We start from the raw sequence: 25,064 nt of genomic DNA, 5'->3' as shown, positions 1-25,064 counted from the left end.
AATGCACAGGAACAGGATCTTTACAGCCACCGCTTTGGCTCTGGCATTGAGCGCCTGCGACATGGCGCCCAAATATGTGACCCCGGCGCTTCCGGTCCCGGCCGGAAGCCCGTCCGGTCCGGCCTATCCAGAGGCTGCGCCGGGGCAGACCGCGATCCAGCCAGCCGATACGGCATGGCGCGACTTCTTCACCGACCAGCGCCTAGTGCGCGTGATCGAAATGGCGCTCGCCAACAACCGCGACCTGCGCGTCGCCATGGCCAATGTGGAGCAGGCGCGCGCGCAATACCGGGTCCAGCGCGCGGACCTGCTGCCGACGATCGCGGGGCGGGGCAGCGCGACCTATCAGGACATGCCGTTCGCTCAACAACAGCAGCCGGGCGCGGGAGCCGCCGCTGGCGCATCGGGACGGACCGATATATATTCGGCTTCAGTCGGTATTTCCGCGTGGGAAATCGATCTGTTCGGCCGTATCCGCAACCTCAGCAAGGCGGCGCTTGAGCAATATTTCGCAAGCGTCGAAACGCGCAACGCGGCACAGGTCGCCCTGATCGCCGAAACGGCGACGGCCTGGCTTTCCATGGCGGCCGATCAGGAAAGACTGCGCATCTCCCAGGATCTGGCGTCCGCATTCGGCAAGACGCTGGAACTGACGCGAGCGCGCTTTGCCAAGGGCATCGCCTCCGAACTGGATGTGCGTCAGGCGCAGACCAGCTATGATCAGGCGCGATCCGATATTGCGGAAGCGACCACGCTGGTCGCTCAGGATCAAAATGCCCTGAACCTGCTCGCGGGATCGACCGTGCCTGCGGAGGATTTGCCATCCGCCATGCCGCAGGGCGATGTCACCTTGGCCAACCTGCCCGCTGACCTGCCATCGACGCTTCTGCTGCGCCGCCCTGACATCATGTCGGCGGAGCATCAACTGCGCGCCGCCAACGCCAATATCGGCGCGGCGAGAGCGGCCTTCTTCCCTAACATCTCGCTGACGGCGGCATTTGGAACGTTGAGCGCCGGTCTTTCCAACCTCTTCGCGGCGGGCAGCGATTATTGGTCGGCTGCGCCTTCGGCCAGCCTGCCTATCTTCGATTTCGGCAGGAACCAGGGCAATCTGCGCTATAGCCGCGCGACCTATGACGCGATGCTTGCTACTTATGAGGGAAGCGTCCAGACGGGCTTCCGCGAAGTTGCCGACGCGCTTGCGCGCCGCGGAACCATGACCGCTCAGGTGGAGGCGCAGACTTCGCTGAGGGAAGCCGCGCTGGCGGGGTATCGCTTGTCCGAGGCGCGTTTCCGGGCGGGGGTCGATCCTTTTCTCACAACGCTGGACGCGCAGCGGACGTTGTACAATGCCGAGCGGAGCCTGCTCGCCACCCGGCTTGCCCGCGCCGCCAATATGATCGAACTCTACCGGGCGATGGGTGGCGGGTTGAAATAGCGTCCGGGCTGCCTTTGAAAGCAAGCAGCGGGAAGCGGCCGCCATTCCGATGGTCTACTTCTTGCCGGATAGAAGAAGGATCAGTCCATGGCATGCGCGTTCGGCACCTTTTCGTCTCCCGTCGGCCAGTTGACCATGGTCGCGAGCGAGCAGGGCCTGACCGCACTGCTGTGGGAGGATGACGCGCCAAACCGCGTCCGGTGGGAACGTGGCGTGGAGGATTCCGGCCTGCCGCTTTTCACGGAGGCATCTCGCCAACTCAGCCAATATTTCGATGGGCACCGCACGTCATTCGATCTCCCGCTCGATTTTCGCGGGACGGATTTTCAGAAGGCCGTCTGGTCAGCGCTGCTCCAGATTCCTTTCGGCGAGACGCGGACCTATGCACAGATCGCGCACGCAATAGGCCGCCCGTCCGCGTGCCGCGCAGTAGGCGCTGCCAACGGCCGCAATCCTCTGTCGATCATCGCGCCCTGCCATCGCGTTATCGGCTCCGGCGGCGCATTGACGGGATTTGCGGGAGGACTGGACGTCAAACGCCAGTTGCTCGACCATGAGCGCGAGGTCGCACTGTCGAAATCGCTGGCTTAACGCCGCCGGAATTCCGCGGGCGTGCAGCCGTTGGTCACACGGAAGGCGCGGCTGAAACTAAGCGCACTGCGATAACCCAGTTCGGATGCGAGTTGGGCCACCGAAACGCGGGTGTCGAGCAGTTGCTGTGTCGCCAGATGCATGCGCCAGCGCCTCAAATAATCGAAAGGGGTTTCGCCCAGCATCTGGAGAAAGGTCTCTGAAAAGACCGACTTGGACATGCCCGCCCTCAGCGCCAGATCCGCCAGCGTCCAGCGTCTGCCGGGATCTGAATGCATGGCGTTCAGCGCGCGCGCCAACCGCTCATCATGCACCGCCCGTAGCCAGCCTGCCTCATGCTCCGCAAAAGCCGCCCAGTCGCGCAAGGCCACGGAAACGAGCATTTCGACGGCGCGCGATGCGATGGCGACGAAGCCGGGAGCGGCAGGCCGCTCGCCTTCTCCGACAAGCGCCATCGCTGCTTGAGTCCACGGCCTCAACCGGTTCGCGGCGTCGGGCAGCAGCACGATATCAGGCAGCGCGCGGCCAAGACCGGCCAGGCTCATCGCATCGAACACAGCGATGCCGGACAAGAGGCGCGCCGTATAAGGCTCCGGCCCCACAACCACTCGCAGCGCGCCGTCGAGCGCTTCAAAGGATGGCTGCAAATTGGGAGCGTCGGCTAAATCCTTCAGCCTCAGCCGCGTGGCGCCGGTTCCGTTCGCAATCTCATAGGTGGTCCATCGCGGCATCAACAGAAAATCGCCAGGTTGCAGCTCTCGCGTTTCGCCGCCGCGCGTGAGTGTCACGCGGCCTTCCACCACATAGTGGAAAGGAGCCCCTAGAAATGCATCGATGATGCAGCAGCTATCTCTGCCGATGCACAGTTCCGACAGCAGGGGCGAAGACACCCGGACCGTGGTGATCAACTGGGAGAGCAGATCCATCGCCACCGGGCGTAAAGTATCAAAAATCAGATTTCCAGTGCCTTGTCATACGGGGCGAGCACGATCAAAAATATGGAAAACAGCGGCGATGCGCCTGGAGAGGAAAGAGCAATGTTTCTGAAAAACGCCTGGTACATGGCCGGCTGGAGCGAAACGCTGGCCGAAAAGCCGCAAGGCATCCGCATGCTCGGAGAAAAGATCGCGCTGTTCCGGCTGGAAAATGGCGAGGTCGCGGCGATCGGCGACAGATGCCCGCATCGTTTCGCTTCGCTATCCGGCGGCGTGCTGGTGCAGGACACGCTGCAATGTCCCTATCATGGCCTGCGGTTCGATCGCTCCGGGGCCTGCATCCACAATCCCCACCATGGCGGCATCATTCCTCCAGGCGCGGTGACACGCAGCTATCCGGTGGAGGAACGTCATCATGGAATCTGGGTGTGGATGGGTGCGCCGGAAGCCGCCGATCCCGCGCTCATTCCCGATCTTTCAATGCTCGATGCGCCCGAACTTGTGGGAACCAGGGGCTACCTCCATGTCCCGGCCGACTACCGCCTGGTGATCGACAACCTCATGGATCTGACGCACGTCAATTATCTGCACCCTTTGCTGGGTATAGAAGATGCGGCCGCAAACACGCGGGTGAGCGTCGAGCAGGAGGGACGCGATGTCTGGTCCTATATGTGGACCGACGGTAGCGAGTTGCCGCTCCTCTTCCAGATGTTATGGCGCGGGCCCAAGGGTAACGCGAAAATGCGCGGCCATATGCGCTGGACTGCCCCGGCGGCGCTGCTATTGGATTCAGGTGCAACGGAGATTGGCGGCGATCCCGGCGCCAGCATCTTCCTGCCCACCGCGCATCTCCTGACGCCTGAAACCGAAACCTCAACCCATTATTTCTGGACGCAGTATCGCGACGTCCTGACCGATGATGCCGAGTTGACCCAGCAAATTCACGCCGGAGTCGCTCACACCTTCGCGACTGAGGACGAGCCGATGATCGCGCAGGTCGCCGCGAACATGGATGGGCAGGATTTCTGGGATCTGCGCCCGGCCATTCTCAACACGGATGCGGGCGCGGTGCGCGCCCGGCGCTTGCTCGCCAAGCTGATCCGGGAGGAAGAAGCCGCAGCGGCTAAGGAGCCGGAGGGCGCGGGGCGGGCTGTCGAATCCGCCCTGCCCGCCTGAGGACTGGCAAATCCGCTGTTCCCGGCATCACTCCTCATGAGTGATGTATCATGTTCCGCAAGAATGTTTGCGTGGCTGGTGAACATGGCGAAACCGGCTTTGTCAGCAACTTTGCGAAATTCCAAAGCCGTTTGTTGCTGCCAACCGTCAGCGATCACGACACGGGCCTTGTAATGGCGCACCCAAGAGGATTCGAACCTCTGGCCTTTGCCTTCGGAGGGCAACGCTCTATCCAGCTGAGCTATGGGTGCGTGTCGCTGGTGCGAAGCGCCGCTTAGCAAAGCATATCCTCCGGCGCCAGCACCAAATCACGGCACGAGCCTCTATTTCGCGGCTTTCGCCATCGGCTGGAACATGCCGAGGCCGCAACTTGCGCCCGGATTGAGGTTCGGCGAATTGTAAAGCACGGTGATGATGTCCACCGAACAAAGCTGCGACAGGCTGGTCTTGTAGAGGAAGCGCCTTTCCGATCCCAGGCCCGGACAGCTGTTCGGCAGGGTGTTTCGATAGACTTTGTTGCCGTTCATGATGAAATCGATGGTCCGGTTGTCGCGAACCTCCGTGCTGCGGATCGATTGCAAGTTCACGCAACTCACGGGCTTGCCGGACGGCACGAGATTGTCGGCCTTCGATTTGGCCATGGCGGCCGGGGCGGTGCAGGCGAGCGCCAGTGCGAGCGCAAAGCCCGTTGCGGGCGTGGAGAAGGGCGAAGTCATGCGTGTCTCTCCTCACATTGTAAGTCATGGCCACAGGAATTGGCCATTTCGCGGCTGTTTACCACAGTCTGGCTGAACGGCATGATAATGGGAAAGGTTTCACCCTGCCGAAGCGGCAGCGGCTGCTTTTTGCGGAGGAGGGGGAGTCTTCGGCTTATAGCGGCAAAGATCCACCACGATGCAGCGCCAGCATTCAGGACGGCGGGCCTTGCAGACATAGCGGCCGTGCAGGATCAGCCAATGGTGCGCGTCGCGGCGGAACGGGCCGGGGACGCGCTTTTCCAGCTTCTGTTCGACGGCCAGCGGCGTCCTTCCGGGTGCGAGGCCGGTGCGATTGCCCACCCGGAAGATATGGGTGTCGACGGCGAAGGTTTCCTGTCCGAAGGCGGTGTTCATCACCACATTGGCCGTCTTGCGCCCGACGCCGGGCAAGGTCGTCAGCACATCCCTGTCCTGCGGCACCTTGCCGTCGAAGTCGCGGACCAATATCTCCGACAGGGCGATCACATTCTTCGCCTTGGCGTTATAGAGGCCGATCGTCTTGATATGCGCCTTCAGCCCTTCCTCGCCCAGCGCCACCATCTGCGCAGGCGTTTCGACCTCGCGGAAGAGAGCGCGCGTGGCCTTGTTCACGCCGATGTCGGTCGCCTGGGCGGAGAGCACGACCGCGACGAGAAGCTGATAATCATTGCCATATTCCAGTTCCGTCCGGGGCGCGGGATTCGCCTCGGCCAGACGGCTGAAAAAGTCGAATATCTGATCCCGGTTCATCTGAACGTCAAAGGCCCAGAACGCCCTTCATGTCGTAGCGCCCGGCGGGTTGCCCAAGCAGCCAGCTCGCGCCCCTGACCGCACCGCGCGCGAAGATGACGCGGCTTTCGGCGCGGTGGCCAAGTTCGATCCGCTCCCCCTCGGTTGCGAAGATCACCTGATGATCGCCCGCAACCGATCCTCCCCGCAGGGCGGCGAAACCGATTGCACCCTGGACGCGCGCGCCCGTGATGCCGTCGCGGCCGCGCGCGCTATGGTCAGCCAGCGATATTCCCCGTCCGCGCGCGGCGGCTTCGCCCAGCAGCAGCGCCGTGCCGGAGGGCGCGTCCACCTTGTGGCGATGGTGCATCTCGACAATCTCGATATCCCAATCGTCGCCCAGCCGCGCCGCAGCCTGCTCCACAAGGGCGGAAAGGATGTTGACGCCGAGCGAAGTGTTTCCTGTCTGGAGAACCGCGATCGACTTAGCGGCTTTGTCGATCAGGGCGTGATGCTGTGTTTCCAATCCCGTTGTGCCCACCAGCACCGGCTTGCCCGCCTGAATGCAGGCGTCGAGATGGGCGGCCAGGGCGGCCGGAACCGAAAAGTCGATCAGCACGTCGCTGCGCCGCGCCAGTTCGACAGGATCGGAGGTGATCACGATGCCGGGCGCGACTTCGCCGCTGCCGGGCCGATCGGTGCCCCCGCTGATGTCCAGCCCCGCGTCCAGCGCGACCTGTGCGATCGCCCGGCCCATGCGGCCCGCTGCCCCGAAAATGCCAATCTTCGCCATGTTTCAATTGCTGCCCGTGATGATCTTGACCGTCCGATGCCAGACCCGGCATGCTTTGTCATCTGCAAGCTGGCTTCGCGTCCGCAGGACAATCGGGCGCGCATGAGGAACGCCATGGATGATATTCGCAACATCGTGATCCTGACCGGCGCAGGCATCTCCGCCGAGAGTGGGCTTGCGACCTTCCGGGGTCCTGACGGCTTGTGGGAAGGGCATCGCGTTGAAGATGTGTGCACGCCAGAGGCACTGGCGCGCAATGCCGCGCTGGTGCACCGCTTCTATGATGAGCGGCGCGCCAAGCTGGAGGAGGTAGCCCCCAATGCTGCGCATGAGGCGCTGGCGGCATTGGACCGGCAGTGGCCGGGCGAGTTGCTGATCGTGACGCAGAATGTCGATGATCTGCACGAGCGGGCGGGTGCGAGGCGGGTCATTCACATGCATGGCGAACTGCGATCGGCCCTTTGCGCCCACTGCGGGAAAGCAACCGGCTGGCCGGGCCCGTTGCCGCCAGGAACGCGATGCGAGGGATGTGGTGAGCCAAGTCTGAGGCCTGACATCGTCTTTTTCGGTGAAATGCCTTACCAGATGGATGCCATTGATGATGCGCTGGGCCGGGCCGACCTGTTCCTGTCCATCGGTACATCGGGCGCGGTATATCCCGCCGCCGGATTTGTGCAGACCGCTCGCCACTATGGCGCCCGGACGATCGAGCTTAATCTGGAGCCGTCGGCGGGCAGCTTTTACTTTCATGAAAGCCGGATCGGGAAGGCCAGCGAACTGGTCCCGGAATTCGTTCGCGGCTTGCTGAGCTAAGCTTTATCCCGTTCAGGCCAACAAGGCCCTAGGCAGGGGAGGGCGCGGGCTTCGCCTGTTCAGGTTCGTCCCGATAGAGCAGCATCACTGATCCATCTTCTCCATCCACCACGCGCACGGGAAGCCTTCCTTGCATCTGGGCGAGGAAGCCGTGGCTGTCGTTCGTGCGGAAATGGCCACTGATACGCAGCGAAGAGGCGCGCATATCGCCAATCAGGATCGGCGCGACGCGGTAGCGATTAAACTCTCCCGCGGCTTGTTCGACCGTTTCGCCGTTAAGGACGATCATCCCATGACGCCAGGCGGTGCGCTGCGAGATCATGTCCGGGTCAAGCCGCGTCAGCACGATGTTGCGCGGCTGGAGGACGGCGCCGTTCCCGGCCGCGACGCGCTGAGCCGCCTTGTCGCCGCAGCGGACGGTAATCGCGCCGCGCGTGACGGTCAGTTCGATAAGCGATGGCCGCAGCCGGACGTTGAACACCGTTCCGACAGCGCGGACGACCGCCGAACGGGCTTCAACCTCAAAAGGGCGGTCCTTGTCATGCGCCACCTGGAAAGACGCTTCGCCCTTGATCAGCCGGACCTTGCGGCCATTGTCCGTGTAGCGCACCTCGGCTTCGCTGTCGCTGTTGAGATGGAGCGCCGATCCGTCGCTGAGGGCGACATTCCGAATCTCGCCCACTGCGGTCTTGTACCGGTCGACATCATTGAAGGTGCGCAGCGTCACGATCGCGGCGATGATGAAAAGCGTTACGGCCAGTGCTGCCGCGATGATGATATTGCGGGAAAGCCGCCGCTGCTGCTCCTCGCTGACCATTTCGGTCAATGGAGGCAGTTGAACGTCCGCTGCGGCGCATTTCAGCCTTTCCGCCGCTTCCCAGGCAGCCTCTGCCTGGGCGAACGCTACGGCGTGGCGCGGATCGGCTTCGACCCAGGCATAGAGTTCGGCTTCGTTCTGCGGAGTGGGATCGCTGCTGAGCCTAGCCAGCAGGCGCGCGGCTTCCGCTTCGATCGCTGTCCTGCTTCCGCAGCTTGAACCTGGTCCCGACGCCTGCACGCTCGAAATCCGTTTCCTCACGTTCCGCCCAGGCCCGCATAACTATCCCGATTGCTTTGGCCAGATGTTTTTCAACTGTAGAAACGGACAGGGACATCTCCGCCGCTATTTCCAGCATCGATCTTTCGTGGATACGGCGGAGGATGAAGACCCTGCGGCACTGCGGCGGAAGCGAGTCGACAATGGCTTCGACCTGGCGCAGCGCTTCGCGGGCGTGAAGCTGCGCTTCGACATTATTGTCGCCCTGCAACAGTTCCAGGTCGGCGATCGTTTCGAAGCTGACCACCTTGTTGCGGCGGGCGGCGTCGATCACCAGGTTGCGCGCTATCGTAAAAAGATAGGCGCGCCCTGTGGTGACATTTTCCCAGTTTTCCGTGGCATAGGCGCGGGTCAATACCTCCGCGACCATGTCATCGAGTTCGTGGGTAGAGGGAAGTATCCGCCTCAACCGTCCTCTAAGGGCGGCCTCCTGCGGTAGGATGACAGTCTTGAACCAGTCCAGTTTGGCGCGAACATGATGCACGTTGACCCCCTTGATGTCAGCCGCGCCTCTCCCGTTTTCATATGTTTGTCATAGTACAATCATGCCTGCATGGACCTGTCCAGCGCTGGAAGGTGAATAAGGACTAACCAGCGAAAAAAACTTTGCACTGTTGCAGAAAAACTGTGGATGAATGCGCGCCTCAATCCGGTGGAAGCTCGGGAATGGAGCGATCGGGCTGATCGTAATCAGGCCGGTTCGGGACAAAACCGGGCGGTTCGCCGCCGGGAGTCTCATCCGGCGTTGACGGCGGCGGCGCTTCGGGGGGCGATTGCGGCTCGATCGTATCCGGCGGGGGAATGTCGATCGGTTCCGGCGTGGGCTGAGTGGCCATCTGTCTCTCCTTCGGGATGGCTACGCGCGGGCCGCGGGCGGGTTCCCCGCCACTTATCCACAATTGCTTGCCTCGCCGGATGCTTTTCTCTATGCCGCGCCGACCGGCGGCCGATGCGGGCGTGGCGAAACTGGTAGACGCGCCAGATTTAGGTTCTGGTATCGCAAGATGTGGGGGTTCGAGTCCCTTCGCCCGCACCAGAGCGCCAGGCCTTGCGTCATAGCAGGCGCCATCTGAATTCAGCTGAAGAAAGCGTTTGAGAGAAGAGATGCAGACTGTCGAGACGTTGAACGAAGGCCTGAAGCGCGCCTACACCGTGACCATCACGTCGAAGGACATCGACGCCCGCGTCGAAAAGGAAGTCGCCGCCATCGCGCCGCAGGTCCGCATGCCCGGCTTCCGCCCCGGCAAGGTGCCCGCCAACCTCGTCAAGAAGATGCACGGCGAATCGCTCCAGCGCGACGCTCTCAACAGTTCGATCCAGGACAGCATCCAGAAGCTGATCGCCGACAACAAGCTGCGCCCGGCCATGCAGCCGTCGGTCGAGCTGGACGAAGGCTTCGAGTTCGGCAAGGACGCAGAGGTGAAGGTCGCGCTGGAAGTGCTGCCTGAAATCGCGGCGCCCAGCATCGAAGGCTTGAAGCTGGAACGGCTGACCGTCGAAGTGGCCGACGCTCAGGTCGATGAAGCCGCTGGCCGTATCGCCAGCCAGCAGGGCGCGCTGGAAGAATATCCTGCCTCGCACAAGGCGAAGGACGGCGACACGCTGACCATCGACTTCGTCGGCAAGATCGACGGCGAAGCCTTTGAAGGCGGTTCGGCCGAGGATGTGAAGCTCAAGATTGGTTCGGGTCAGTTCATCCCCGGTTTTGAGGAGCAGCTGACCGGCGTCAAGAAGGGCGACGAGAAGACGATCACCGTCACCTTCCCCGAAGATTATGGTGCGGCGCATCTTGCTGGCAAGGCCGCGACCTTCGACGTCACCGTCAAGGCCATACTGGACGCGGACAAGCCCAAGCTGGACGATGATTTCGCCAGGTCGCTTGGCCTTGAAGGGCTGGACAAGCTCAAGGAACTGCTGAAGGGGCAGATTGAGCAGGAACATAACGGCCTCACGCGCACCTATATGAAGCGCAAGCTGCTCGACCAGCTGGCTGCTGCTCATGATTTCGACGTGCCGCCGAGCATGGTCGAGGCCGAATTCAACCAGATCTGGGCGCAGCTTCAGCATGAAGCCAGCCATGAGGAAGATCCCGAAGCGGCCATCAAGGAGATGGAAGCGGAGAAGGAGGACTATCGCGCCATCGCTGTGCGCCGCGTCCGCCTGGGCCTGCTGCTTTCGGAAATCGGTCAGGCGAACGGCGTTACCGTTTCCGATCAGGAAATGAACCGCCTCATCATGCAGGCGGCGCAGCAGTACAGCCCGCAGGACCGCGAGCGGTTCGTCCAATATGTCCGTCAGGACCCGATGGCCGCCGCTCAGTTGCGTGCGCCCCTCTATGAGGACAAGGTCGTCGACTTCCTGTTCGAAAAGGCGGAGATCACTGACCGCGCTGTCAGCCGCGAAGAGCTGGAAGCCGCGATTGAGGCGGAAGATGGCGATCTGAAACCGCATGTCCACGGCCCCGGCTGCGGCCATGACCACGATCATGAGGAAAAGCCGAAGAAGAAGGCTGCTCCCAAGAAGAAGGCGGCTGAGGCTGAGGAAGCGCCTGCTGCTGAGGCTGCGGCTGAAACCCCTGCCAAGAAGGCTCCGGCGAAGAAGGCTGCTGCGAAGAAGGACGAAGCCGTGGCCGAAGATGCCGCTGCGGAGGATAAGCCCAAAGCCCGGAAGGCCCCTGCCAAGAAGGCTGCCGCCAAGGCTGAATAAGGCTGTCATTGCCTGAATGACGGGCGCCCGGCTTCTATGGAAGCGCGGGCGCTTTTCATTTTTGCCGTGCCATGGCAGACGAAATGTTAATCAGGCCCGTTCATGTGGTCTGGGGAGCGCCGCTGGAGGTATCGTGCTCTTAGCGGGGCTGGAGCCCGGATCAGGGCCCTGCCCGCAGGAGCGCCAGGTCGATTGGGGGCGCCGTTGGGGCGAGAGAGTTGGGTGATGAAGGAATTTCCGGCAGTGGCAGGCGCGCAGGGGACGGAAGGTCCGCGCATTGCCGTCATCCTGCCCTGCTATAATGAGGCAGGAGCGATCGTGCGGACGGTCGAGGATTTCCGCCGCGCCTTTCCCGCCGCCGATGTCTATGTTTTCGACAATAACAGCAGCGACGGCAGCCGCGAACTGGCGGCAGGAGCGGGTGCGATCGTCCGCCGCGTATCGCAGCAGGGGAAAGGGCACGTCGTCCGCCGTATGTTCGCGGATGTGGATGCCGACATCTATGTCATGGCGGATGGCGACGCGACCTATGAAGCCGCCGCCGCGCCGCGCATGGTGGCCGCTATGCTGGAGGATAATCTGGACATGGTGGTCGGCGCCCGCAAGAGCGAGGTGGAGGAAGCCTACCGGCGCGGGCATCGCTTCGGCAATTGGGCGCTGACCAGCCTGTTGAAGCAACTGTTCGGCCGCAGCTTCACCGATATCCTTTCCGGCTATCGCGTCTTTTCCCGCCGCTTCGTGAAAAGCTTTCCGGTGCTGTCGGCGGGTTTCGAGATCGAAACGGAGATCAGCGTCCATGCGCTGGAGCTGTCCATGCCGGTCGCCGAGGTCATGACGGTCTATGGCGCGCGCCCTGAGGGCTCCGTCAGCAAGCTCAGCACTTATCGGGACGGCTGGCGAATCCTGCGGACCATCATCACCCTCTACCGCATCGAGCGGCCCGTCCTGTTCTTCGGGATCATAGCGGCGCTGCTCGCGGCGATGAGCCTTGCCCTGGCGGCGCCGCTCATCCTCACCTATATGGAAACGGGCCTGGTCCCCAGATTTCCCACGGCGATCCTGGTGACTGGCCTCATGATCCTGGCGACCCTGTCGGCGATGTGCGGCCTTATCCTCGATACCGTGGTTCGCGGGCGGCGGGAGGTGCGGCGGCTTGCCTATCTGGGTTTCCGCGCGCCGTCCGATTTCGCCCGCCGCGACTGAAGCCGCCGCCTGTTCACGCGACCCCTTGAACCGTCCGGCTTTTGTGCCGATGTAGTGTTCGGGCAAAAGCACCTTAGCTGAAAGAGCAAAATGACCGATATCATGTCTGATCCCATGGCCGCGCTGGTCCCCATCGTCATCGAGCAGTCGAATCGGGGGGAACGCAGCTTCGACATCTATTCGCGCCTGCTGCGTGAGCGGATCATCTTCGTGACCGGCCAGGTTGAGGATCATATGGCGTCGCTGATCGTCGCCCAGCTGCTGTTCCTTGAGTCGGAAAATCCGAAGAAGGATATCTGGATGTACATCAACTCGCCTGGCGGGGTCGTGACGTCCGGCATGGCGATTCACGACACCATGAAATATATCCGCCCGCAGGTGGGCACCGTTTGCATAGGGCAGGCGGCGTCGATGGGCAGCTTCCTTCTGGCGGCTGGCGAACCGGGCAAGCGCATCGCGCTGTCCAACGCCCGCATCATGATCCACCAGCCTTCGGGCGGTGCGCAGGGCATGGCGAGCGACATCGAAATCCAGGCGAAGGAAATCCTGCGCATCCGCCAGCGGCTGAATGCCCTCTATGCGACCTATACGGGCCGCCCGCTGGAGGAAATCGAGCGGGCGATGGACCGCGACACCTTCCTTGAGGCGGAGGAGGCGAAAGCCTTCGGCCTGGTGGACGAGGTATTCGACCGGCGGCCGGCATTGCCGGACACGACGGAAAGTTGACATGGATCTTAATCGCGCGCGCCGTTTTCTCCTATTGTGAAACCGGCGTGACGCGGTCTAGGATGATCCTAGGACCAGAACATCCCTCGCCCGGAGCGGTGGTCGCAAAGGGCAGGGAGGAAAGATTGGCGAATGACTAAGCTTACGGGCTCCGATTCCAAAAGCACGCTTTACTGCTCTTTCTGCGGCAAGTCGCAGCATGAGGTGCGGAAGCTGATCGCGGGGCCGACCGTGTTCATCTGCGATGAATGCGTGGAACTGTGCAACGACATCATCCGTGAGGAGACCAAGGGCGGTCTCGTCGGCAAGAAGGATGGCGGCGTACCCACTCCGCAGGAAATCTGCGATGTGCTGGACGATTATGTGATCGGCCAGAACCGGGCGAAGCGCGTCCTGTCCGTTGCCGTGCACAACCATTACAAGCGCCTCAACCACGGCACCAAGCCGGGCGAGGTGGAACTGGCCAAGTCCAACATCCTGCTTGTCGGGCCGACCGGCTGCGGCAAGACGTTGCTGGCGCAGACGCTGGCGAAGACGTTCGACGTGCCTTTCACCATGGCCGACGCGACGACGCTGACCGAAGCGGGTTATGTCGGTGAGGATGTGGAGAACATCATCCTCAAGCTGCTCCAGGCGTCCGACTATAATGTCGAGAAGGCGCAGCGCGGCATCGTCTATATCGACGAGATCGACAAGATCAGCCGTAAGGCGGAAAACCCCTCGATCACGCGCGATGTGTCGGGAGAAGGCGTGCAGCAGGCGCTGCTCAAGCTGATGGAGGGGACGACCGCGTCGGTTCCTCCGCAGGGTGGACGCAAGCATCCGCAGCAAGAGTTCCTGCAAGTCGATACGACCAACATCCTCTTCATCTGCGGCGGCGCGTTCGCGGGTCTGGAAAAGATCATCGGCGACCGTCTGGAAGCCAAGTCGATCGGCTTTGGCGCCCATGTCGCCGCGCCGGAGGAGCGCAAGACGGGCGAACTGCTGCGTCAGAGCGAGCCGGAAGACCTGTTGAAATTCGGCCTGATCCCCGAATTCGTCGGCCGTCTGCCGGTGATCGCGACACTGGAGGATCTGGACGTGGCCGCTCTGGTCAAGATCCTGGTCGAACCGAAGAACGCGCTGGTGAAGCAATATGCCAAGCTGTTCGACATGGAAAATGTCGAACTGAGCTTCACGGATGATGCCCTGACCGCGATCGCGAAGAAAGCCATCGAGCGCAAGACCGGCGCGCGTGGGCTTCGGTCGATCCTCGAATCGATCCTGCTCGACACGATGTTCGACCTGCCGTCCATGGAAGGCGTGGGCGAGGTCGTTGTGGACAAGGATGTCGTCGCCGGGACCAAGGAACCGATCCGGGTATTCAGCGAAAAGGACAAGCGCGCCGAAGACGCGGCTTGAGGAGACTCGCTGCTATGAAAGGCTCGCCGGGTAACTGCGGCGGGCCTTTTTTTGATGGAGCGAGGCAGGAGGTTATGATCTAGCCTTGGATTGTAGCTGTTGCCTGACCGCAATGGTTAAGATGCTTGTGCTAAATGCATATATGTAAGTGGACGGCTGAAACCGGCCAATTGCTGCCGAATAGCACAAGCACTGATACGCTTCGAACTCGTCGTTCCAGCAATGGACCTGCTTGGCGGTGACGCTGTCATAGGGTATATGATACGCGTTCGCGTGACTGGCGAGGAAGGTGGAGCACCACCGTGGAGCGCGAAACGCAGCCGCCGCTCGCCTGGGCACCCTTTTAATGGAGGTGCCGTATGTCCGATCCTACCCATATCTATAACTGGCGGCGCCTTGACGGCTGCGTCACTACATCAGGCCAACCCACCGAAGAGCAACTCGCCGAGCTTTCCAAGCTTGGCATTGGGCACGTGATAAATCTTGGGCTGCACACACATGAAAAGGCTCTTCCTGATGAAGCTGCCTCTCTTGATCGTCTTGGCTTGACTTATATCCACATCCCTGTGGACTTCGATCGACCAACCGAAGAAGACTTCACTAAGTTCTGTGACGTGATGGCTAAGTTGGAAGGCAGGCCAGTGCATGTCCATTGCATTGCGAACATGCGAGTATCCGCCTTTCTTTATCGTTGGCAACGAGAGGTTTTGGGGCACGATGATATGCAGGCGCGAGCGCTGATGGACACGGTATGGCTGCCAGGAGGCGTGTGGGCGTCGTTCATCGGAGATGATGCCGGTAGCTCGCTGCCCCATCGCCTCTCGAAATGAGGTAAATTAACGAGCTCGGCGTTGGTCAGCTTTCCGGCTGACGCCGACTCTAAGCCTTCCATCTGCAAACCACCCATCTTCGCCGTCCCCGCGCAAGCGGGGGCCCATGCAGCTTTCGGCAATCTAGTCGTGTGCGGTGAGATAGATCCCCGCCTGCGCGGGGACGACGAGATTTTGAACCGGTAGCGCCTGCTATCCCGCCAACATGGTTACTCCGCACCTCACTTCAAACAGCTATCCAGCCCATCCCGCTGCACCACACCGATGCGGCTGATGATGCTATTTCCGTAGCGGCGGGTAAAACCGCGCGGAGCGATGGCGGCGCGCTTCTTGGGAAGCGGAAGGATGGCGGCGATGCGGGCTGCTTCCGCGCGGGTGAGCTTGCCTGCGCCATGATTGAAGTAGCGCATCGCTCCGGCCTGAACGCCATAGGTGCCGATGCCGGTTTCGGCGACATTGAGATAGACTTCCATGATCCGCCGCTTGCCCCAGATGGCTTCGATCAACATGGTGAACCATGCTTCGAACCCCTTGCGGATGAAGCCGCCGCCCTGGAACAGGAACACGTTCTTCGCGGTCTGCTGGCTGATCGTAGATCCACCGCGTATGCGTCCGCCGCTGGCGTTGTGGCGCATCGCCTGCGCGATGGCGACGGCGTCGAAGCCATGATGGCTGCAAAAGCGGCTGTCCTCCGCCGCTATTGCGGCTCGCGGCATGTCGGGGTCGATCTCATCCAGGCTCACCCAGTCCTTGGTGATGCCGTTGGGGTCCAGCAGCATGGTCAGCGTGACAGGCGGCGGCACGAAGCGATAGATGAGGACGAGCAGCAGCGAGAAAAGGACGAACGCGCCCAGTATCTTCAGGGGGACGCGAACCCAGCGGAAGGAGCGGCGGGGAGCGGCGGAGCGAGCGGTCATGCGTCTGTGGTAGCGCGATCCTCACGCTGTTCAAGCTATCCTGCGTTCCGAGGGGTTGATCGACAAGGGCCGTTCTTTCCCTGACATAGACAAGGCCCCGGATCGCTCCGGGGCCTGCCTTTTCTGCTTCGCCTGTGGCCGTCAGGCGAGGGCGAGCCTCATCTTGCCTAGCCGGTCGCCCGCGATCCGCATCATCGCCTTTTGCAGCTTTTCGAAAGCGCGAACCTCGATCTGGCGAACCCGCTCGCGGGATACGCCATAGACCTGGCTCAGCTCCTCCAGCGTCTTGGGCTCTTCGGCGAGGCGGCGTTCAGCAAGGATATGCTTTTCGCGATCATTGAGATCATCCATCGCCTCGACCAGCATGTCGTGGCGCAGGGTCTTTTCCTGCTCGTCCGCGACGCGCTCATCCTGCAACGGATCGGTATCCGCCAGCCAATCCTGCCACTGGCCCTCGCCATCCTCGCGCATCGGCACGTTGAGCGAGGTATCCCCGCCCATCGCCATGCGGCGATTCATGGAGATCACATCCTCTTCGGTCACGCCGAGGTCCGTGGCGATCTTCTTGACGTCATCGGGGTGAAGGTCGCCATCCTCGAACGCTTCGATATTGTTCTTCATCCGGCGAAGGTTGAAGAACAGCTTCTTCTGCGCCGCGGTGGTGCCCATCTTCACGAGGCTCCAGCTGCGGAGGATGAATTCCTGGATCGATGCGCGAATCCACCACATGGCATAAGTCGCCAGGCGGAAGCCGCGATCGGGCTCGAACTTCTTCACGCCTTGCATCAGGCCGATATTGCCTTCGCTGATCAGCTCGCTGACCGGCAGGCCGTAGCCGCGATAGCCCATGGCGATCTTGGCCACGAGGCGCAGGTGCGACGTCACGAGCTGCGCCGCCGCCTCAGGATCCTGATGTTCGGCATAACGCTTGGCGAGCATATATTCCTGCTCGGGCGTGAGGATCGGAAATTTGCGGATTTCCGAAAGATAGCGGTTGAGGCTGGCTTCACCGCCCAGCGCTGGAACCGCGGGGACATTGCTTTTATCAGCCATGTCGCTTCACCTTTCCCTTTCATGCGCGGTGGGACCCGTGAGTGGCATCCTGAGCACCGTCGCAAACTTGTCTAAACCTATACGTGGATCTGCCTTAACAGTTCCTGCATGTCGGTGGGCAGTGCACTGTCGAAGCTGAGTTTTTCCCCGGTCACCGGATGTATGAACCCCAGCCTTTTCGCGTGCAATGCCTGCCTTTTGAAACCCAGCGTTTCCAGTATTGATTTGAAACCTTTTCTGTCTCTACCGTAAACCGGGTCCCCGATCAAGGGGTGACCCAGATGCGCCATATGCACGCGCACCTGGTGGGTCCGGCCGGTTTCCAGCCTGCATTCCACCAGAGCCGCGCCGCGAAGCCGTTCGACGACGCGATAATGGGTTACGGCATGCTTGCCGCGCCCCTCGCGATGGACGGCCATTTTCTTCCGGTCGCTATCGGACCGGCCGATCCAGGTATCCACCGTGCCCGCCGCCGTTTGCGGTATGCCGTAGACGATCGCCGCATAGAGGCGGTCGATGCTATGGTCCTTGAACTGTTGCGCCAAGCCTTCATGCGCCTTGTCGGACTTGGCAACGACGAGGAGGCCGGAAGTATCCTTGTCGATGCGATGAACGATCCCCGGCCGCGCCACGCCGCCAATGCCCGACAACTGTCCCCGGCAATGGTGGAGGAGGGCGTTCACCAGAGTGCCGTCCAGATTGCCTGCGGCCGGGTGAACGACCAAGCCCGCAGGCTTGTCGATCACGATTAGATCCGCATCCTCATGCACGATGGAAAGAGGGATGTCCTGTGCCACGGCCTCCGCTTCGACGGGCGCGGGCAGGGCGATGGCGAAGGTCTGCCCGGCCGCGACCTTCAGCGAGGGGTTAAGGGACCGGCCGCCAGCGGTGACCTGTCCTTCGACGATCAATGCCTTTAGGCGCTCACGGGACAGGCCGGGCAGCAGATCGGCCAGCGCCTTGTCGAGCCGCAAGCCCTGCTGCGCCTCGCCGATCACCGCTTCAATGATGGAAACCCCCGAACCCATTGGTTAAGAATGTAGGAATGACGCTGTGTATTTCAAGGTCGTTGCTGGGCCGCATCGTCTCTCTGGCGGCGGCTGAGAAGGACGAGATTTGCGGCCTGTTGCTGGGGGGGGGGGGGCGGATTTCGGCGATACGGACCGCCGCCAATGTCGCCGCCGATCCGGCGATCCATTTCGAAATCGACCCGGCGGTTTTGATTGCCGCGCATCGTGAGGCGCGCGCGGGCGGCCCGGCTGTGATCGGACATTACCATTCCCACCCTAGCGGTTATCCGCTTCCATCGGCGACGGACATGGCGAGCGCCGTGCCGGATGGAAGCTATTGGATGATCGTCGCCGCGGGGGGGGGGCGCTTGTGGCGGGCGGAGCCGGGAGAGGCGGGCGGCGTACGGTTCGCGGCGGCCGCGCTCGATATCATGTGAGCGAAAGACGGCGGGCCGGGGTTGCATCGCGGGGCGGGGCAGCGCATTAGCCTTTCATTCCCTTCCTTCCATTCACTTCCCGGCGGCAGCGACCTTCATGACCAATCCGAGTGACAGCATCGAATTTGCCAGCCTGCTCTGTTCGCGCCTCTGCCATGACCTGTTGAGCCCGGTGGGCGCGCTCAACAACGGGCTGGAGTTGATGGCGGATGAAACCGACCCGGAAATGCGTCAGCGCTGCCTGGAATTGCTGGGCGATAGTGCGCGGACATCGGCCAACAAGCTGAAATTTTTCCGCCTGGCGTTCGGATCGGCGGGCGGTTTTGGCGACGCGGTGCCGACGCATGAGGCGCGTGTCGCGATAGAGGGCATGTTCGCCGCGTCCGGCCGGGTGAAGATAGGCTGGCTGGTGGACGAGGAAATGCTCGACAAGCTGCCGGTCAAGGTGCTGCTGAACCTGGCGCTGATCGCGGGCGATGCGCTGGTGCGCGGCGGGCAGCTCGACATCGGCGCAGAGAGGCGGCCGGGCGTGACGGAGATTGTCGTCCGTGCGGAAGGGCCCAAGCTGGTGCTTGATCCCGATCTGCGGTCTGCGCTGGCGGGAACCCTGCCGCCGGAGGGGCTGGCGTCGCGGACGTCGGCGGCCTGGATGGTGCGGGCGCTGGTGACGCAGGCGGGTGGCGAGATCGCGCTGTCGCCAGCGGGCGAGCCTGTGCTGCTGTTTGGAGCGTCGATCCCGGATCAGGGGTGACAGGAGCCGCCCGGCTCCCGGCTTTTTGGGTTACATAAGTGACACGACAGACCCGCGGAAAAGCGCGGGTTTTGGCGATTTTTCCTATTTTAAAGAGCCGGGGGCGGAATAGCCTGACTCCGGGGAATAGGACAGCGTAAAATTTTTGGCTGCTTGGCTGGGGTGTAATCGTGGCTGGGTTTGTGCATTTGCCCTCCACCGCCTTTGGCGGTCCCCCTTCCCCATCCTGATGGGAAGGATAAAAAAGGGCCCGGCTGCTGGTGCGGCCGGGCCCTTTTTACTGGCAGTCCTGATGAAAATCAGGCGCTGTAATACATATCGAATTCGACCGGCGAGGGAGCCATTTCCCAGCGGTAGACTTCGGGCCACTTGAGTTCGAGATAGGCTTCGATCTGGTCCTTGGTGAACACGTCGCCCTTGAGCAGGAAGTCGTGGTCGGCGGCCAGCGAGTCGAGCGCTTCACGCAGCGAGCCGCAAACGGTCGGGACCTGGCTCAGTTCTTCGGGCGGCAGGTCGTAGAGATTCTTGTCCATCGCGGAACCCGGATGAATCTTGTTCTCAATGCCGTCGAGGCCAGCCATCAGCAGGGCGGCGTAGCAGAGATAGGGGTTGGCCATCGCGTCGGGGAAGCGGAATTCGACCCGCTTCGCCTTGGCGCCAGCGCCGTAGGGAATACGGCAGGAAGCCGAACGGTTGCGCGCCGAATAGGCCAGCAGAACGGGGGCTTCGAAGCCCGGCACCAGACGCTTGTAGCTGTTGGTGGTCGGGTTGGTGAAGGCGTTCAGGGCCTTGGCATGCTTGATGACGCCGCCGATGAAATAGAGGCACATATCCGACAGGCCGGCATAGCCTTCGCCCGCGAAGAGGGGCTTGCCGCCGTCCCAGATGGACATATGGGTGTGCATGCCCGAACCATTGTCCTGCGCGATCGGCTTGGGCATGAAGGTCGCGGTCTTGCCATAGGCCTGGGCGACCATCTGAACCACATACTTATAGATCTGCATGCGGTCGGCGGTCTGGACCAGCGTGCCGAAGGTCAGGCCGAGTTCGTGCTGGGCAGCGGCCACTTCATGGTGGTGCTTGTCGCAGGGCAGGCCCATTTCGAGCATGGTGGTGACCATTTCGGCGCGGATGTCGGTGGCCGGGTCGACCGGAGCGACCGGGAAATAGCCGCCCTTGGCGCGCGGACGGTGGGCGAGGTTGCCGCCTTCATATTCGCGGCCGGTGTTGGTCGGCAGTTCGATATCGTCGATCTTGTAGAAGGACTCGTTATAGTCCGAATTGAACCGGACATCGTCGAACATGAAGAATTCGGCTTCCGGCCCGACATAGACGGTGTCGCCGAAACCGGCCGACTTGACGAAGGATTCGGCGCGCTTCGCGGTCGAGCGCGGATCGCGGGCATAGAGTTCGCCGGTGTCGGGCTCAACGATGTCGCAGAAGAGGATCAGCATCGGGGTGGCGCTGAACGGATCGACATAGACGGCGTCGAGGTCGGGCTTGAGGATCATGTCCGATTCGTTGATCGCCTTCCAGCCTTCGATCGACGAACCGTCGAACATCAGGCCCTGCGTCAGCTCATCTTCGCCGAGAACGGACGCGACCATGGTCAGGTGCTGCCACTTGCCCTTGGGATCGGTGAAGCGCAGATCGACCCACTCGATCTCCTTGTCCTCAACCATCTTGAGGATGTCTTTTGGCGTGTTAGCCATGTGCAGTTTGCCCTTCTCTCTTGATACCCCCCCGAAGGGGCAGTTGATGCATATGTCCGCGCCGTCCGGTCAGGCGGCGCGGAAAAGTTCTGGAAAAATCAGATGGCGTCGCTGTCGCGTTCGCCGGTGCGGATGCGCACGGCGCCTTCGATCGCGGTGATGAAGATCTTGCCATCGCCGATCCGGCCGGTCTGCGCGGCGGAGGAGATGGCTTCGACCACGCGGTCGGCCAGAGCGTCGTCCACCACCACTTCCAGCTTCACCTTGGGCAGGAAGTCGACGACATATTCAGCGCCGCGATAAAGCTCCGTATGACCCTTCTGCCGCCCGAAGCCCTTCGCTTCGGTCACGGTGATGCCGGACACGCCGACCTCGTGCAGCGCTTCCTTCACTTCGTCGAGCTTGAACGGCTTGATGATCGCCTCGATCTTTTTCATCACTATATCCCAACCAAACGCGCGAATGGATGCGGTTGCCCGCCCGTTTCCGCCACCCCAGCGACGATCATCATGCCCCCCGAGACACGCGTCGTCCCCTGAAACAATCAATTACCGTGCCAAATGGCGAATCGCCAGAACCCGCTTTCGGCGAAGCGGCAACCTTTGTCCATATTGCCCGGATTCCGGGCACTTTCGCCAAGTCCTGCCTGTTTTTTAGGCAGTGCTTGCGGTCAAAGCGCGTAGGGCGGCGCGTCCAGCCCGGCGGGGCTCCTGGTAAAGATCTCGCAGCCGGTTTCGGTGATGCCGATGCTATGTTCGAACTGTGCCGACAGGGTGCGGTCGCGCGTCACTGCGGTCCAACCATCCTCCAGCATCTTCACGCCGGGCTTGCCGATGTTGATCATCGGTTCGATGGTGAAGAACATGCCGGGCTTGAGTTCCGGGCCGGTGCCGGGGCGCCCGATATGGACCACCTCCGGGCTGTCGTGGAACACGCGGCCAAGGCCGTGGCCGCAAAAGTCGCGCACCACGCCATAGCGATGCTTTTCCGCATGGCGCTGAATCGCATGGCCGATGTCGCCCAGATGGTTGCCGGGCTTCGCCTGCTCTATGCCCAGCATCAGGCATTCATAGGTGACCTCCACCAGGCGGCGCGCCTTGATGGAGGTTTCGCCCGCAATATACATGCGGCTGCTGTCGCCATGCCATCCGTCCACCAGCGGCGTGACGTCGATGTTCAATATGTCGCCTTCCCTGATCTTCTGATCGCCGGGAATGCCGTGGCAGATGACGTTGTTGAGCGAAATGCAGCAGCTATGCGTGTAGCCGCGATAGCCCAGCGTTGCGGGCACGCCGCCGCCGTCCAGCGTCATACGGCGGACGATGTCGTCCAGCTCGCCCGTGGTGACGCCGGGCACGACATGCGGGACCAGCGCGTCCAATATTTCAGCGGCGAGGCGGCCCGCCTTGCGCATGCCGTCGAAACCGGCGGCGTCATAAAGCTTGATCGCGGTGGATCGGGAAATCGGCGCGTCGGCCGTCATCGTCATATATTCGGTCATGCTGCCGATTATAGGCAAGGACGCGCGATAATGCGAGTAGCGGTTCGATGGGTCCTAGGCAGGAAAGGCGGCGCGGGCTATTGCGGGGGCCATGACTGCCCCCGAACGCATCTGGACTGCCGCGCTGATCGTCATAGGCGATGAGATATTGTCGGGCCGAACGCAGGACCGGAACGTTTCCCAGATCGCGTCCTGGCTGAATGTGCAGGGCATCCGCCTGCGCGAGGTGCGTGTCATCGGCGATGATGACGAGGCGATCGTGGAGGCAGTGAACGCGTTGCGCGCCCGTTACGATTATCTGTTCACGACCGGCGGCATCGGCCCCACCCATGACGACATCACGGTGGACGCGATCGCCCGCGCGCTGGGCGTGGAGGTGGAGATCGACCCGCAGGCGCGCGCGATGCTGTCGGGCTATTATGAAACGCGGGGCGGCCTGACCGAAGCGCGGCTGCGCATGGCGCGGGTTCCGGCGGGCGCGAGCCTGATCGAAAACCGCATGTCGGGCGCGCCGGGCATCCGCCATGGCAATATCTTCATCATGGCGGGGGTGCCGCACATCACCGCCGGGATGCTGGACAGCCTGACCGGCACGCTGGAGGGCGGACGGCCGGTGCTGTCGGCGCAGATCGGCTGCTGGGTCGCCGAAAGCGAGATTGCCGACATATTGGCGGCGACCGAGCGGGCGCATGAAGGATGCCAGATCGGCAGCTATCCTTTCTTCCGCGAGGGGAAGACAGGCGCGAATTTCGTGGTCCGCTCCACCGATCCGCAGCTTCTGGAGCGCTGCGTCGCGGCGCTTTGCGAGGCGCTGGAGCAGGGCGGATGGCCGGTGGTTCCGGGCGGCATCTAAACTTCGCCGGAGGGCTTTTCCCTTAGGATACAGGCGGAAAGCGGCGGCGGGCGAGCGTCGATCCGCGCCCATATGTGCCGGGGGCGCGGCGGGCCGCGTTGATTTCGCGCGGCGTCCCGCATTATGCTGCGCTGCGTCACAGCCGGCTGGTTCCGGCACAGACACAGGGCTTCATCGCCGCAATCGACTTATTCCATGGCCGCATTGCCGCCTCCTGACTTTCAGGAGCCGGAATCGTGCGCCTTGAGCAGGCCGGGACGGCGCGGAAGCGTTTGAGCAAGGAGAATTTCTGATGCGGATCGTTATGACGGGTTCCGGCTATGTGGGCCTGGTTTCCGGCGCGTGTCTCGCTGATTTTGGCCATGACGTGATCTGCGTCGACAAGGACGAGCGCAAGATCGCGCTGTTGCAGGATGGCGGCGTGCCGATCTACGAGCCGGGGCTGGCCGACCTGATCGCGCGCAACGTCAAGGGCGGGCGGCTGACCTTCACGACGGATCTGGCCGCGTCGGTGGCGCAGGCGGACGTGGTGTTCATCGCTGTGGGCACGCCCGCGCGCCGGGGCGATGGCCATGCGGACCTGAGCTATGTCTATGACGCCGCGCGGGAGATTGCTTCGGCGCTGACGGGCTTTACCGTGATCGTCACCAAATCGACGGTGCCGGTGGGCACGGGTGATGAGGTCGACCGGATCATCCGGGAAACCAACCCGGCCGCGCAGTTCGCCGTCGCATCCAACCCAGAATTCCTGCGCGAGGGCGCGGCGATCCAGGATTTCAAGCGCCCCGACCGCATCGTCATCGGGCTGGAGGATGAATGCGCGCGCCCGGTGATGGAGGAGGTCTACCGGCCGCTCTACCTCAATCAGGCGCCGATCCAGTTCACCGGGCGGCGGACGAGCGAGCTGATCAAATATGCCGCCAACGCATTCCTGGCGATGAAGATCACCTATATCAACGAGATGGCCGATCTGTGCGAGCAGGTGGGCGCCGACGTGCAGCAGGTGGCGCGGGGCATTGGCCTGGACAACCGTATCGGGTCCAAATTCCTGCATGCGGGGCCGGGCTATGGCGGGTCCTGCTTCCCCAAGGACACGCTGGCGCTGGTGAAGACGGCGGAGGATGCGGGCGCGCCCATCCGCCTGATCGAAACCACGGTCGCCATCAACGAAAGCCGCAAGCGGGCCATGGCGCGCAAGGTCGTGGCGGTGTGCAACGGGTCGGTGCGCGGCAAGACGATCGGCGTGCTGGGCCTGACCTTCAAGCCCAACACCGACGACATGCGCGACGCGCCGTCGCTGTCCATCATCCGCGCGCTTCAGGACGGGGGCGCCCAGGTGCAGGCCTATGATCCCGAAGGCATGGAGGCCGCGCAGCCGATGCTTCAGGATGTCACCTTCTGCGCCAACCCCTATGAGGCGGCGGAGGGAGCCGCGGCGGTCGTCATCGTGACCGAATGGGACGCCCTGCGCGCTCTGGACCTGCGCCGGTTGCGGGCGGTGATGGCGGGCGACGGGCTGGTCGACCTGCGCAACATCTACCGGCCCGACGTGGCCGAAGCGGCGGGCTTTTCCTATGTCAGCGTGGGACGCGGGGCGCTGCCCGAACCGGAGTTGCTGGTGCAAGCCGCGGAATAGTTCCCTGCGCCGCGAACGGG

The 25,064-nt window shown here is 62.4% G+C and carries 26 protein-coding genes, 2 tRNA genes and 1 riboswitch; of the genes, 14 read left to right on the top strand and 14 right to left on the bottom strand.

All coding sequences use genetic code 11. The annotated features are described in order from the left end of the window. Position 1: 1 nt before the first annotated feature. Positions 2-1,438, top strand: coding sequence for an efflux transporter outer membrane subunit (locus tag L288_RS37365; protein ID WP_031304687.1), 1,437 nt, complete (start codon positions 2-4; stop codon positions 1,436-1,438). Positions 1,439-1,525: 87 nt separating this feature from the next. Then, positions 1,526-2,029 carry a methylated-DNA--[protein]-cysteine S-methyltransferase gene (locus L288_RS37360; RefSeq protein WP_021239252.1) on the top strand — a complete coding sequence of 168 codons (504 nt, stop codon included), beginning with the start codon at positions 1,526-1,528 and terminating at the stop codon, positions 2,027-2,029. On the opposite strand, the gene L288_RS37355 is transcribed toward L288_RS37360, so the two are convergent. After that, the gene (locus L288_RS37355) at positions 2,026-2,955 is read right to left on the bottom strand and encodes an AraC family transcriptional regulator (RefSeq protein WP_021239251.1); all 930 of its coding nucleotides are present in this window, start codon (positions 2,953-2,955) and stop codon (positions 2,026-2,028) included. The genes L288_RS37360 and L288_RS37355 overlap by 4 nt on opposite strands. Before the next feature lie 111 nt (positions 2,956-3,066). Between L288_RS37355 and L288_RS37350 the strand changes: the two genes are divergently transcribed. Continuing rightward, positions 3,067-4,140 carry a Rieske 2Fe-2S domain-containing protein gene (locus L288_RS37350; RefSeq protein ID WP_021239250.1) on the top strand — a complete coding sequence of 358 codons (1,074 nt, stop codon included), beginning with the start codon at positions 3,067-3,069 and terminating at the stop codon, positions 4,138-4,140. A gap of 174 nt (positions 4,141-4,314) precedes the next feature. Here the strand turns inward: L288_RS37350 and L288_RS37345 are convergent. From L288_RS37345 to dapB, 4 genes are all read right to left on the bottom strand, one after another. Beyond that, positions 4,315-4,391, bottom strand: a tRNA-Arg gene (locus L288_RS37345). A gap of 72 nt (positions 4,392-4,463) precedes the next feature. After that, on the bottom strand, positions 4,464-4,856 hold the full coding sequence (locus tag L288_RS37340; RefSeq protein ID WP_021239249.1) for a hypothetical protein: 393 nt from the start codon (positions 4,854-4,856) through the stop codon (positions 4,464-4,466). Between the two features lie 99 nt (positions 4,857-4,955). Continuing rightward, positions 4,956-5,627, bottom strand: coding sequence for an endonuclease III (gene nth, locus L288_RS37335; protein ID WP_021239248.1), 672 nt, complete (start codon positions 5,625-5,627; stop codon positions 4,956-4,958). Positions 5,628-5,634: 7 nt separating this feature from the next. Beyond that, the gene (gene dapB, locus L288_RS37330) at positions 5,635-6,399 is read right to left on the bottom strand and encodes a 4-hydroxy-tetrahydrodipicolinate reductase (protein ID WP_021239247.1); all 765 of its coding nucleotides are present in this window, start codon (positions 6,397-6,399) and stop codon (positions 5,635-5,637) included. Between the two features lie 114 nt (positions 6,400-6,513). On the opposite strand from dapB, the gene L288_RS37325 reads away from it, so the two are divergent. Further along, positions 6,514-7,212: an NAD-dependent deacylase gene (locus tag L288_RS37325; RefSeq protein WP_030539505.1), complete on the top strand. Its 699-nt coding sequence runs from the start codon at positions 6,514-6,516 to the stop codon at positions 7,210-7,212. Positions 7,213-7,240: 28 nt separating this feature from the next. Here L288_RS37325 and L288_RS37320 read toward each other — a convergent pair whose 3' ends face one another. The 3 genes from L288_RS37320 to L288_RS37310 form a co-directional block, all read right to left on the bottom strand. After that, the gene (locus tag L288_RS37320; protein ID WP_021239245.1) at positions 7,241-8,269 is read right to left on the bottom strand and encodes a FecR family protein; all 1,029 of its coding nucleotides are present in this window, start codon (positions 8,267-8,269) and stop codon (positions 7,241-7,243) included. Beyond that, positions 8,193-8,792, bottom strand: coding sequence for an RNA polymerase sigma factor (locus tag L288_RS37315; RefSeq protein WP_030539507.1), 600 nt, complete (start codon positions 8,790-8,792; stop codon positions 8,193-8,195). The genes L288_RS37320 and L288_RS37315 overlap by 77 nt, the downstream gene beginning before the upstream one ends. 160 nt (positions 8,793-8,952) lie before the next feature. Beyond that, entirely contained in the window at positions 8,953-9,144 is a 192-nt protein-coding gene (locus tag L288_RS37310; protein WP_021239243.1) for a hypothetical protein, read from the bottom strand. 115 nt (positions 9,145-9,259) lie between these two features. On the opposite strand from L288_RS37310, the gene L288_RS37305 reads away from it, so the two are divergent. The 6 genes from L288_RS37305 (at position 9,260) to L288_RS42625 (ending at position 15,174) form a co-directional block, all read left to right on the top strand. Further along, positions 9,260-9,344 (top strand) — tRNA-Leu (locus L288_RS37305). A 68-nt stretch (positions 9,345-9,412) separates the two neighbouring features. Continuing rightward, on the top strand, positions 9,413-11,014 hold the full coding sequence (gene tig, locus L288_RS37300) for a trigger factor (protein WP_021239242.1): 1,602 nt from the start codon (positions 9,413-9,415) through the stop codon (positions 11,012-11,014). Positions 11,015-11,239: 225 nt separating this feature from the next. Then, positions 11,240-12,217: a glycosyltransferase family 2 protein gene (locus L288_RS37295; protein WP_030539509.1), complete on the top strand. Its 978-nt coding sequence runs from the start codon at positions 11,240-11,242 to the stop codon at positions 12,215-12,217. Between the two features lie 90 nt (positions 12,218-12,307). After that, on the top strand, positions 12,308-12,943 hold the full coding sequence (gene clpP / locus L288_RS37290) for an ATP-dependent Clp endopeptidase proteolytic subunit ClpP (RefSeq protein ID WP_021239240.1): 636 nt from the start codon (positions 12,308-12,310) through the stop codon (positions 12,941-12,943). A gap of 132 nt (positions 12,944-13,075) precedes the next feature. Continuing rightward, positions 13,076-14,344, top strand: coding sequence for an ATP-dependent Clp protease ATP-binding subunit ClpX (gene clpX / locus L288_RS37285; RefSeq protein WP_021239239.1), 1,269 nt, complete (start codon positions 13,076-13,078; stop codon positions 14,342-14,344). 263 nt (positions 14,345-14,607) lie between these two features. Beyond that, positions 14,608-14,688: riboswitch (ZMP/ZTP riboswitch) on the top strand. Positions 14,689-14,703: 15 nt separating this feature from the next. After that, on the top strand, positions 14,704-15,174 hold the full coding sequence (locus tag L288_RS42625) for a protein tyrosine phosphatase family protein (protein WP_081796232.1): 471 nt from the start codon (positions 14,704-14,706) through the stop codon (positions 15,172-15,174). Positions 15,175-15,395: 221 nt separating this feature from the next. On the opposite strand, the gene mtgA is transcribed toward L288_RS42625, so the two are convergent. The 3 genes from mtgA to L288_RS37265 form a co-directional block, all read right to left on the bottom strand. Continuing rightward, entirely contained in the window at positions 15,396-16,091 is a 696-nt protein-coding gene (mtgA, locus tag L288_RS37275; RefSeq protein ID WP_021239237.1) for a monofunctional biosynthetic peptidoglycan transglycosylase, read from the bottom strand. A 141-nt stretch (positions 16,092-16,232) separates the two neighbouring features. After that, positions 16,233-17,144: an RNA polymerase sigma factor RpoH gene (gene rpoH, locus L288_RS37270; protein WP_021239236.1), complete on the bottom strand. Its 912-nt coding sequence runs from the start codon at positions 17,142-17,144 to the stop codon at positions 16,233-16,235. Positions 17,145-17,221: 77 nt separating this feature from the next. Continuing rightward, positions 17,222-18,172: an RluA family pseudouridine synthase gene (locus tag L288_RS37265; protein WP_021239235.1), complete on the bottom strand. Its 951-nt coding sequence runs from the start codon at positions 18,170-18,172 to the stop codon at positions 17,222-17,224. 17 nt (positions 18,173-18,189) lie between these two features. Here L288_RS37265 and L288_RS37260 point away from each other — a divergent pair, with 17 nt between their 5' ends. Both L288_RS37260 and L288_RS37255 read left to right on the top strand, forming a co-directional pair. Continuing rightward, the gene (locus L288_RS37260; RefSeq protein WP_031304685.1) at positions 18,190-18,591 is read left to right on the top strand and encodes a Mov34/MPN/PAD-1 family protein; all 402 of its coding nucleotides are present in this window, start codon (positions 18,190-18,192) and stop codon (positions 18,589-18,591) included. A gap of 97 nt (positions 18,592-18,688) precedes the next feature. After that, entirely contained in the window at positions 18,689-19,342 is a 654-nt protein-coding gene (locus tag L288_RS37255; protein ID WP_021239233.1) for a histidine phosphotransferase family protein, read from the top strand. A gap of 299 nt (positions 19,343-19,641) precedes the next feature. On the opposite strand, the gene glnA is transcribed toward L288_RS37255, so the two are convergent. From glnA to map, 3 genes are all read right to left on the bottom strand, one after another. Next, complete coding sequence (glnA, locus tag L288_RS37250) at positions 19,642-21,054, bottom strand: type I glutamate--ammonia ligase (RefSeq protein WP_030539514.1); 1,413 nt, start codon at positions 21,052-21,054, stop codon at positions 19,642-19,644. A 98-nt stretch (positions 21,055-21,152) separates the two neighbouring features. Further along, positions 21,153-21,491 (bottom strand): P-II family nitrogen regulator, encoded by a 339-nt coding sequence (locus L288_RS37245; RefSeq protein ID WP_021239231.1) that lies wholly within the window; start codon positions 21,489-21,491, stop codon positions 21,153-21,155. A 233-nt stretch (positions 21,492-21,724) separates the two neighbouring features. Further along, a complete protein-coding gene (gene map, locus L288_RS37240; RefSeq protein ID WP_030539515.1) occupies positions 21,725-22,555 on the bottom strand; it encodes a type I methionyl aminopeptidase in 831 nt (276 codons plus the stop codon). A gap of 91 nt (positions 22,556-22,646) precedes the next feature. Between map and L288_RS37235 the strand changes: the two genes are divergently transcribed. Both L288_RS37235 and L288_RS37230 read left to right on the top strand, forming a co-directional pair. Beyond that, entirely contained in the window at positions 22,647-23,408 is a 762-nt protein-coding gene (locus L288_RS37235; protein WP_021239229.1) for a competence/damage-inducible protein A, read from the top strand. Positions 23,409-23,700: 292 nt separating this feature from the next. Further along, entirely contained in the window at positions 23,701-25,044 is a 1,344-nt protein-coding gene (locus L288_RS37230; RefSeq protein WP_021239228.1) for a UDP-glucose dehydrogenase family protein, read from the top strand. The last annotated feature ends 20 nt before the right edge of the window (positions 25,045-25,064 follow it).

Origin of the sequence: Sphingobium quisquiliarum P25 (assembly GCF_000445065.1) — a bacterium.
Classification (GTDB): Bacteria; Pseudomonadota; Alphaproteobacteria; order Sphingomonadales; family Sphingomonadaceae; genus Sphingobium; species Sphingobium quisquiliarum.
The sequence above is the reverse complement of the archived record's forward strand: the minus strand, read 5'-3'. Positions and strand labels throughout refer to the sequence as shown.

Coding starts and splice junctions, on each gene's coding strand:
- L288_RS37265 (WP_021239235.1), bottom strand. CDS start 18,172: ATGGGTTCGGGGGTTTCCATCATTGAAGCGGTGATCGGCGAGGCGCAG.
- L288_RS37360 (WP_021239252.1), top strand. CDS start 1,526: ATGGCATGCGCGTTCGGCACCTTTTCGTCTCCCGTCGGCCAGTTGACC.
- L288_RS37355 (WP_021239251.1), bottom strand. CDS start 2,955: ATGGATCTGCTCTCCCAGTTGATCACCACGGTCCGGGTGTCTTCGCCC.
- L288_RS37235 (WP_021239229.1), top strand. CDS start 22,647: ATGACTGCCCCCGAACGCATCTGGACTGCCGCGCTGATCGTCATAGGC.
- tig (WP_021239242.1), top strand. CDS start 9,413: ATGCAGACTGTCGAGACGTTGAACGAAGGCCTGAAGCGCGCCTACACC.
- clpX (WP_021239239.1), top strand. CDS start 13,076: ATGACTAAGCTTACGGGCTCCGATTCCAAAAGCACGCTTTACTGCTCT.
- L288_RS37230 (WP_021239228.1), top strand. CDS start 23,701: ATGCGGATCGTTATGACGGGTTCCGGCTATGTGGGCCTGGTTTCCGGC.
- L288_RS37325 (WP_030539505.1), top strand. CDS start 6,514: ATGGATGATATTCGCAACATCGTGATCCTGACCGGCGCAGGCATCTCC.
- L288_RS37350 (WP_021239250.1), top strand. CDS start 3,067: ATGTTTCTGAAAAACGCCTGGTACATGGCCGGCTGGAGCGAAACGCTG.
- mtgA (WP_021239237.1), bottom strand. CDS start 16,091: ATGACCGCTCGCTCCGCCGCTCCCCGCCGCTCCTTCCGCTGGGTTCGC.
- map (WP_030539515.1), bottom strand. CDS start 22,555: ATGACCGAATATATGACGATGACGGCCGACGCGCCGATTTCCCGATCC.
- glnA (WP_030539514.1), bottom strand. CDS start 21,054: ATGGCTAACACGCCAAAAGACATCCTCAAGATGGTTGAGGACAAGGAG.
- L288_RS37260 (WP_031304685.1), top strand. CDS start 18,190: ATGACGCTGTGTATTTCAAGGTCGTTGCTGGGCCGCATCGTCTCTCTG.
- clpP (WP_021239240.1), top strand. CDS start 12,308: ATGACCGATATCATGTCTGATCCCATGGCCGCGCTGGTCCCCATCGTC.
- L288_RS37245 (WP_021239231.1), bottom strand. CDS start 21,491: ATGAAAAAGATCGAGGCGATCATCAAGCCGTTCAAGCTCGACGAAGTG.
- L288_RS42625 (WP_081796232.1), top strand. CDS start 14,704: ATGTCCGATCCTACCCATATCTATAACTGGCGGCGCCTTGACGGCTGC.
- L288_RS37310 (WP_021239243.1), bottom strand. CDS start 9,144: ATGGCCACTCAGCCCACGCCGGAACCGATCGACATTCCCCCGCCGGAT.
- L288_RS37340 (WP_021239249.1), bottom strand. CDS start 4,856: ATGACTTCGCCCTTCTCCACGCCCGCAACGGGCTTTGCGCTCGCACTG.
- L288_RS37295 (WP_030539509.1), top strand. CDS start 11,240: ATGAAGGAATTTCCGGCAGTGGCAGGCGCGCAGGGGACGGAAGGTCCG.
- dapB (WP_021239247.1), bottom strand. CDS start 6,399: ATGGCGAAGATTGGCATTTTCGGGGCAGCGGGCCGCATGGGCCGGGCG.
- rpoH (WP_021239236.1), bottom strand. CDS start 17,144: ATGGCTGATAAAAGCAATGTCCCCGCGGTTCCAGCGCTGGGCGGTGAA.
- nth (WP_021239248.1), bottom strand. CDS start 5,627: ATGAACCGGGATCAGATATTCGACTTTTTCAGCCGTCTGGCCGAGGCG.
- L288_RS37255 (WP_021239233.1), top strand. CDS start 18,689: ATGACCAATCCGAGTGACAGCATCGAATTTGCCAGCCTGCTCTGTTCG.
- L288_RS37365 (WP_031304687.1), top strand. CDS start 2: ATGCACAGGAACAGGATCTTTACAGCCACCGCTTTGGCTCTGGCATTG.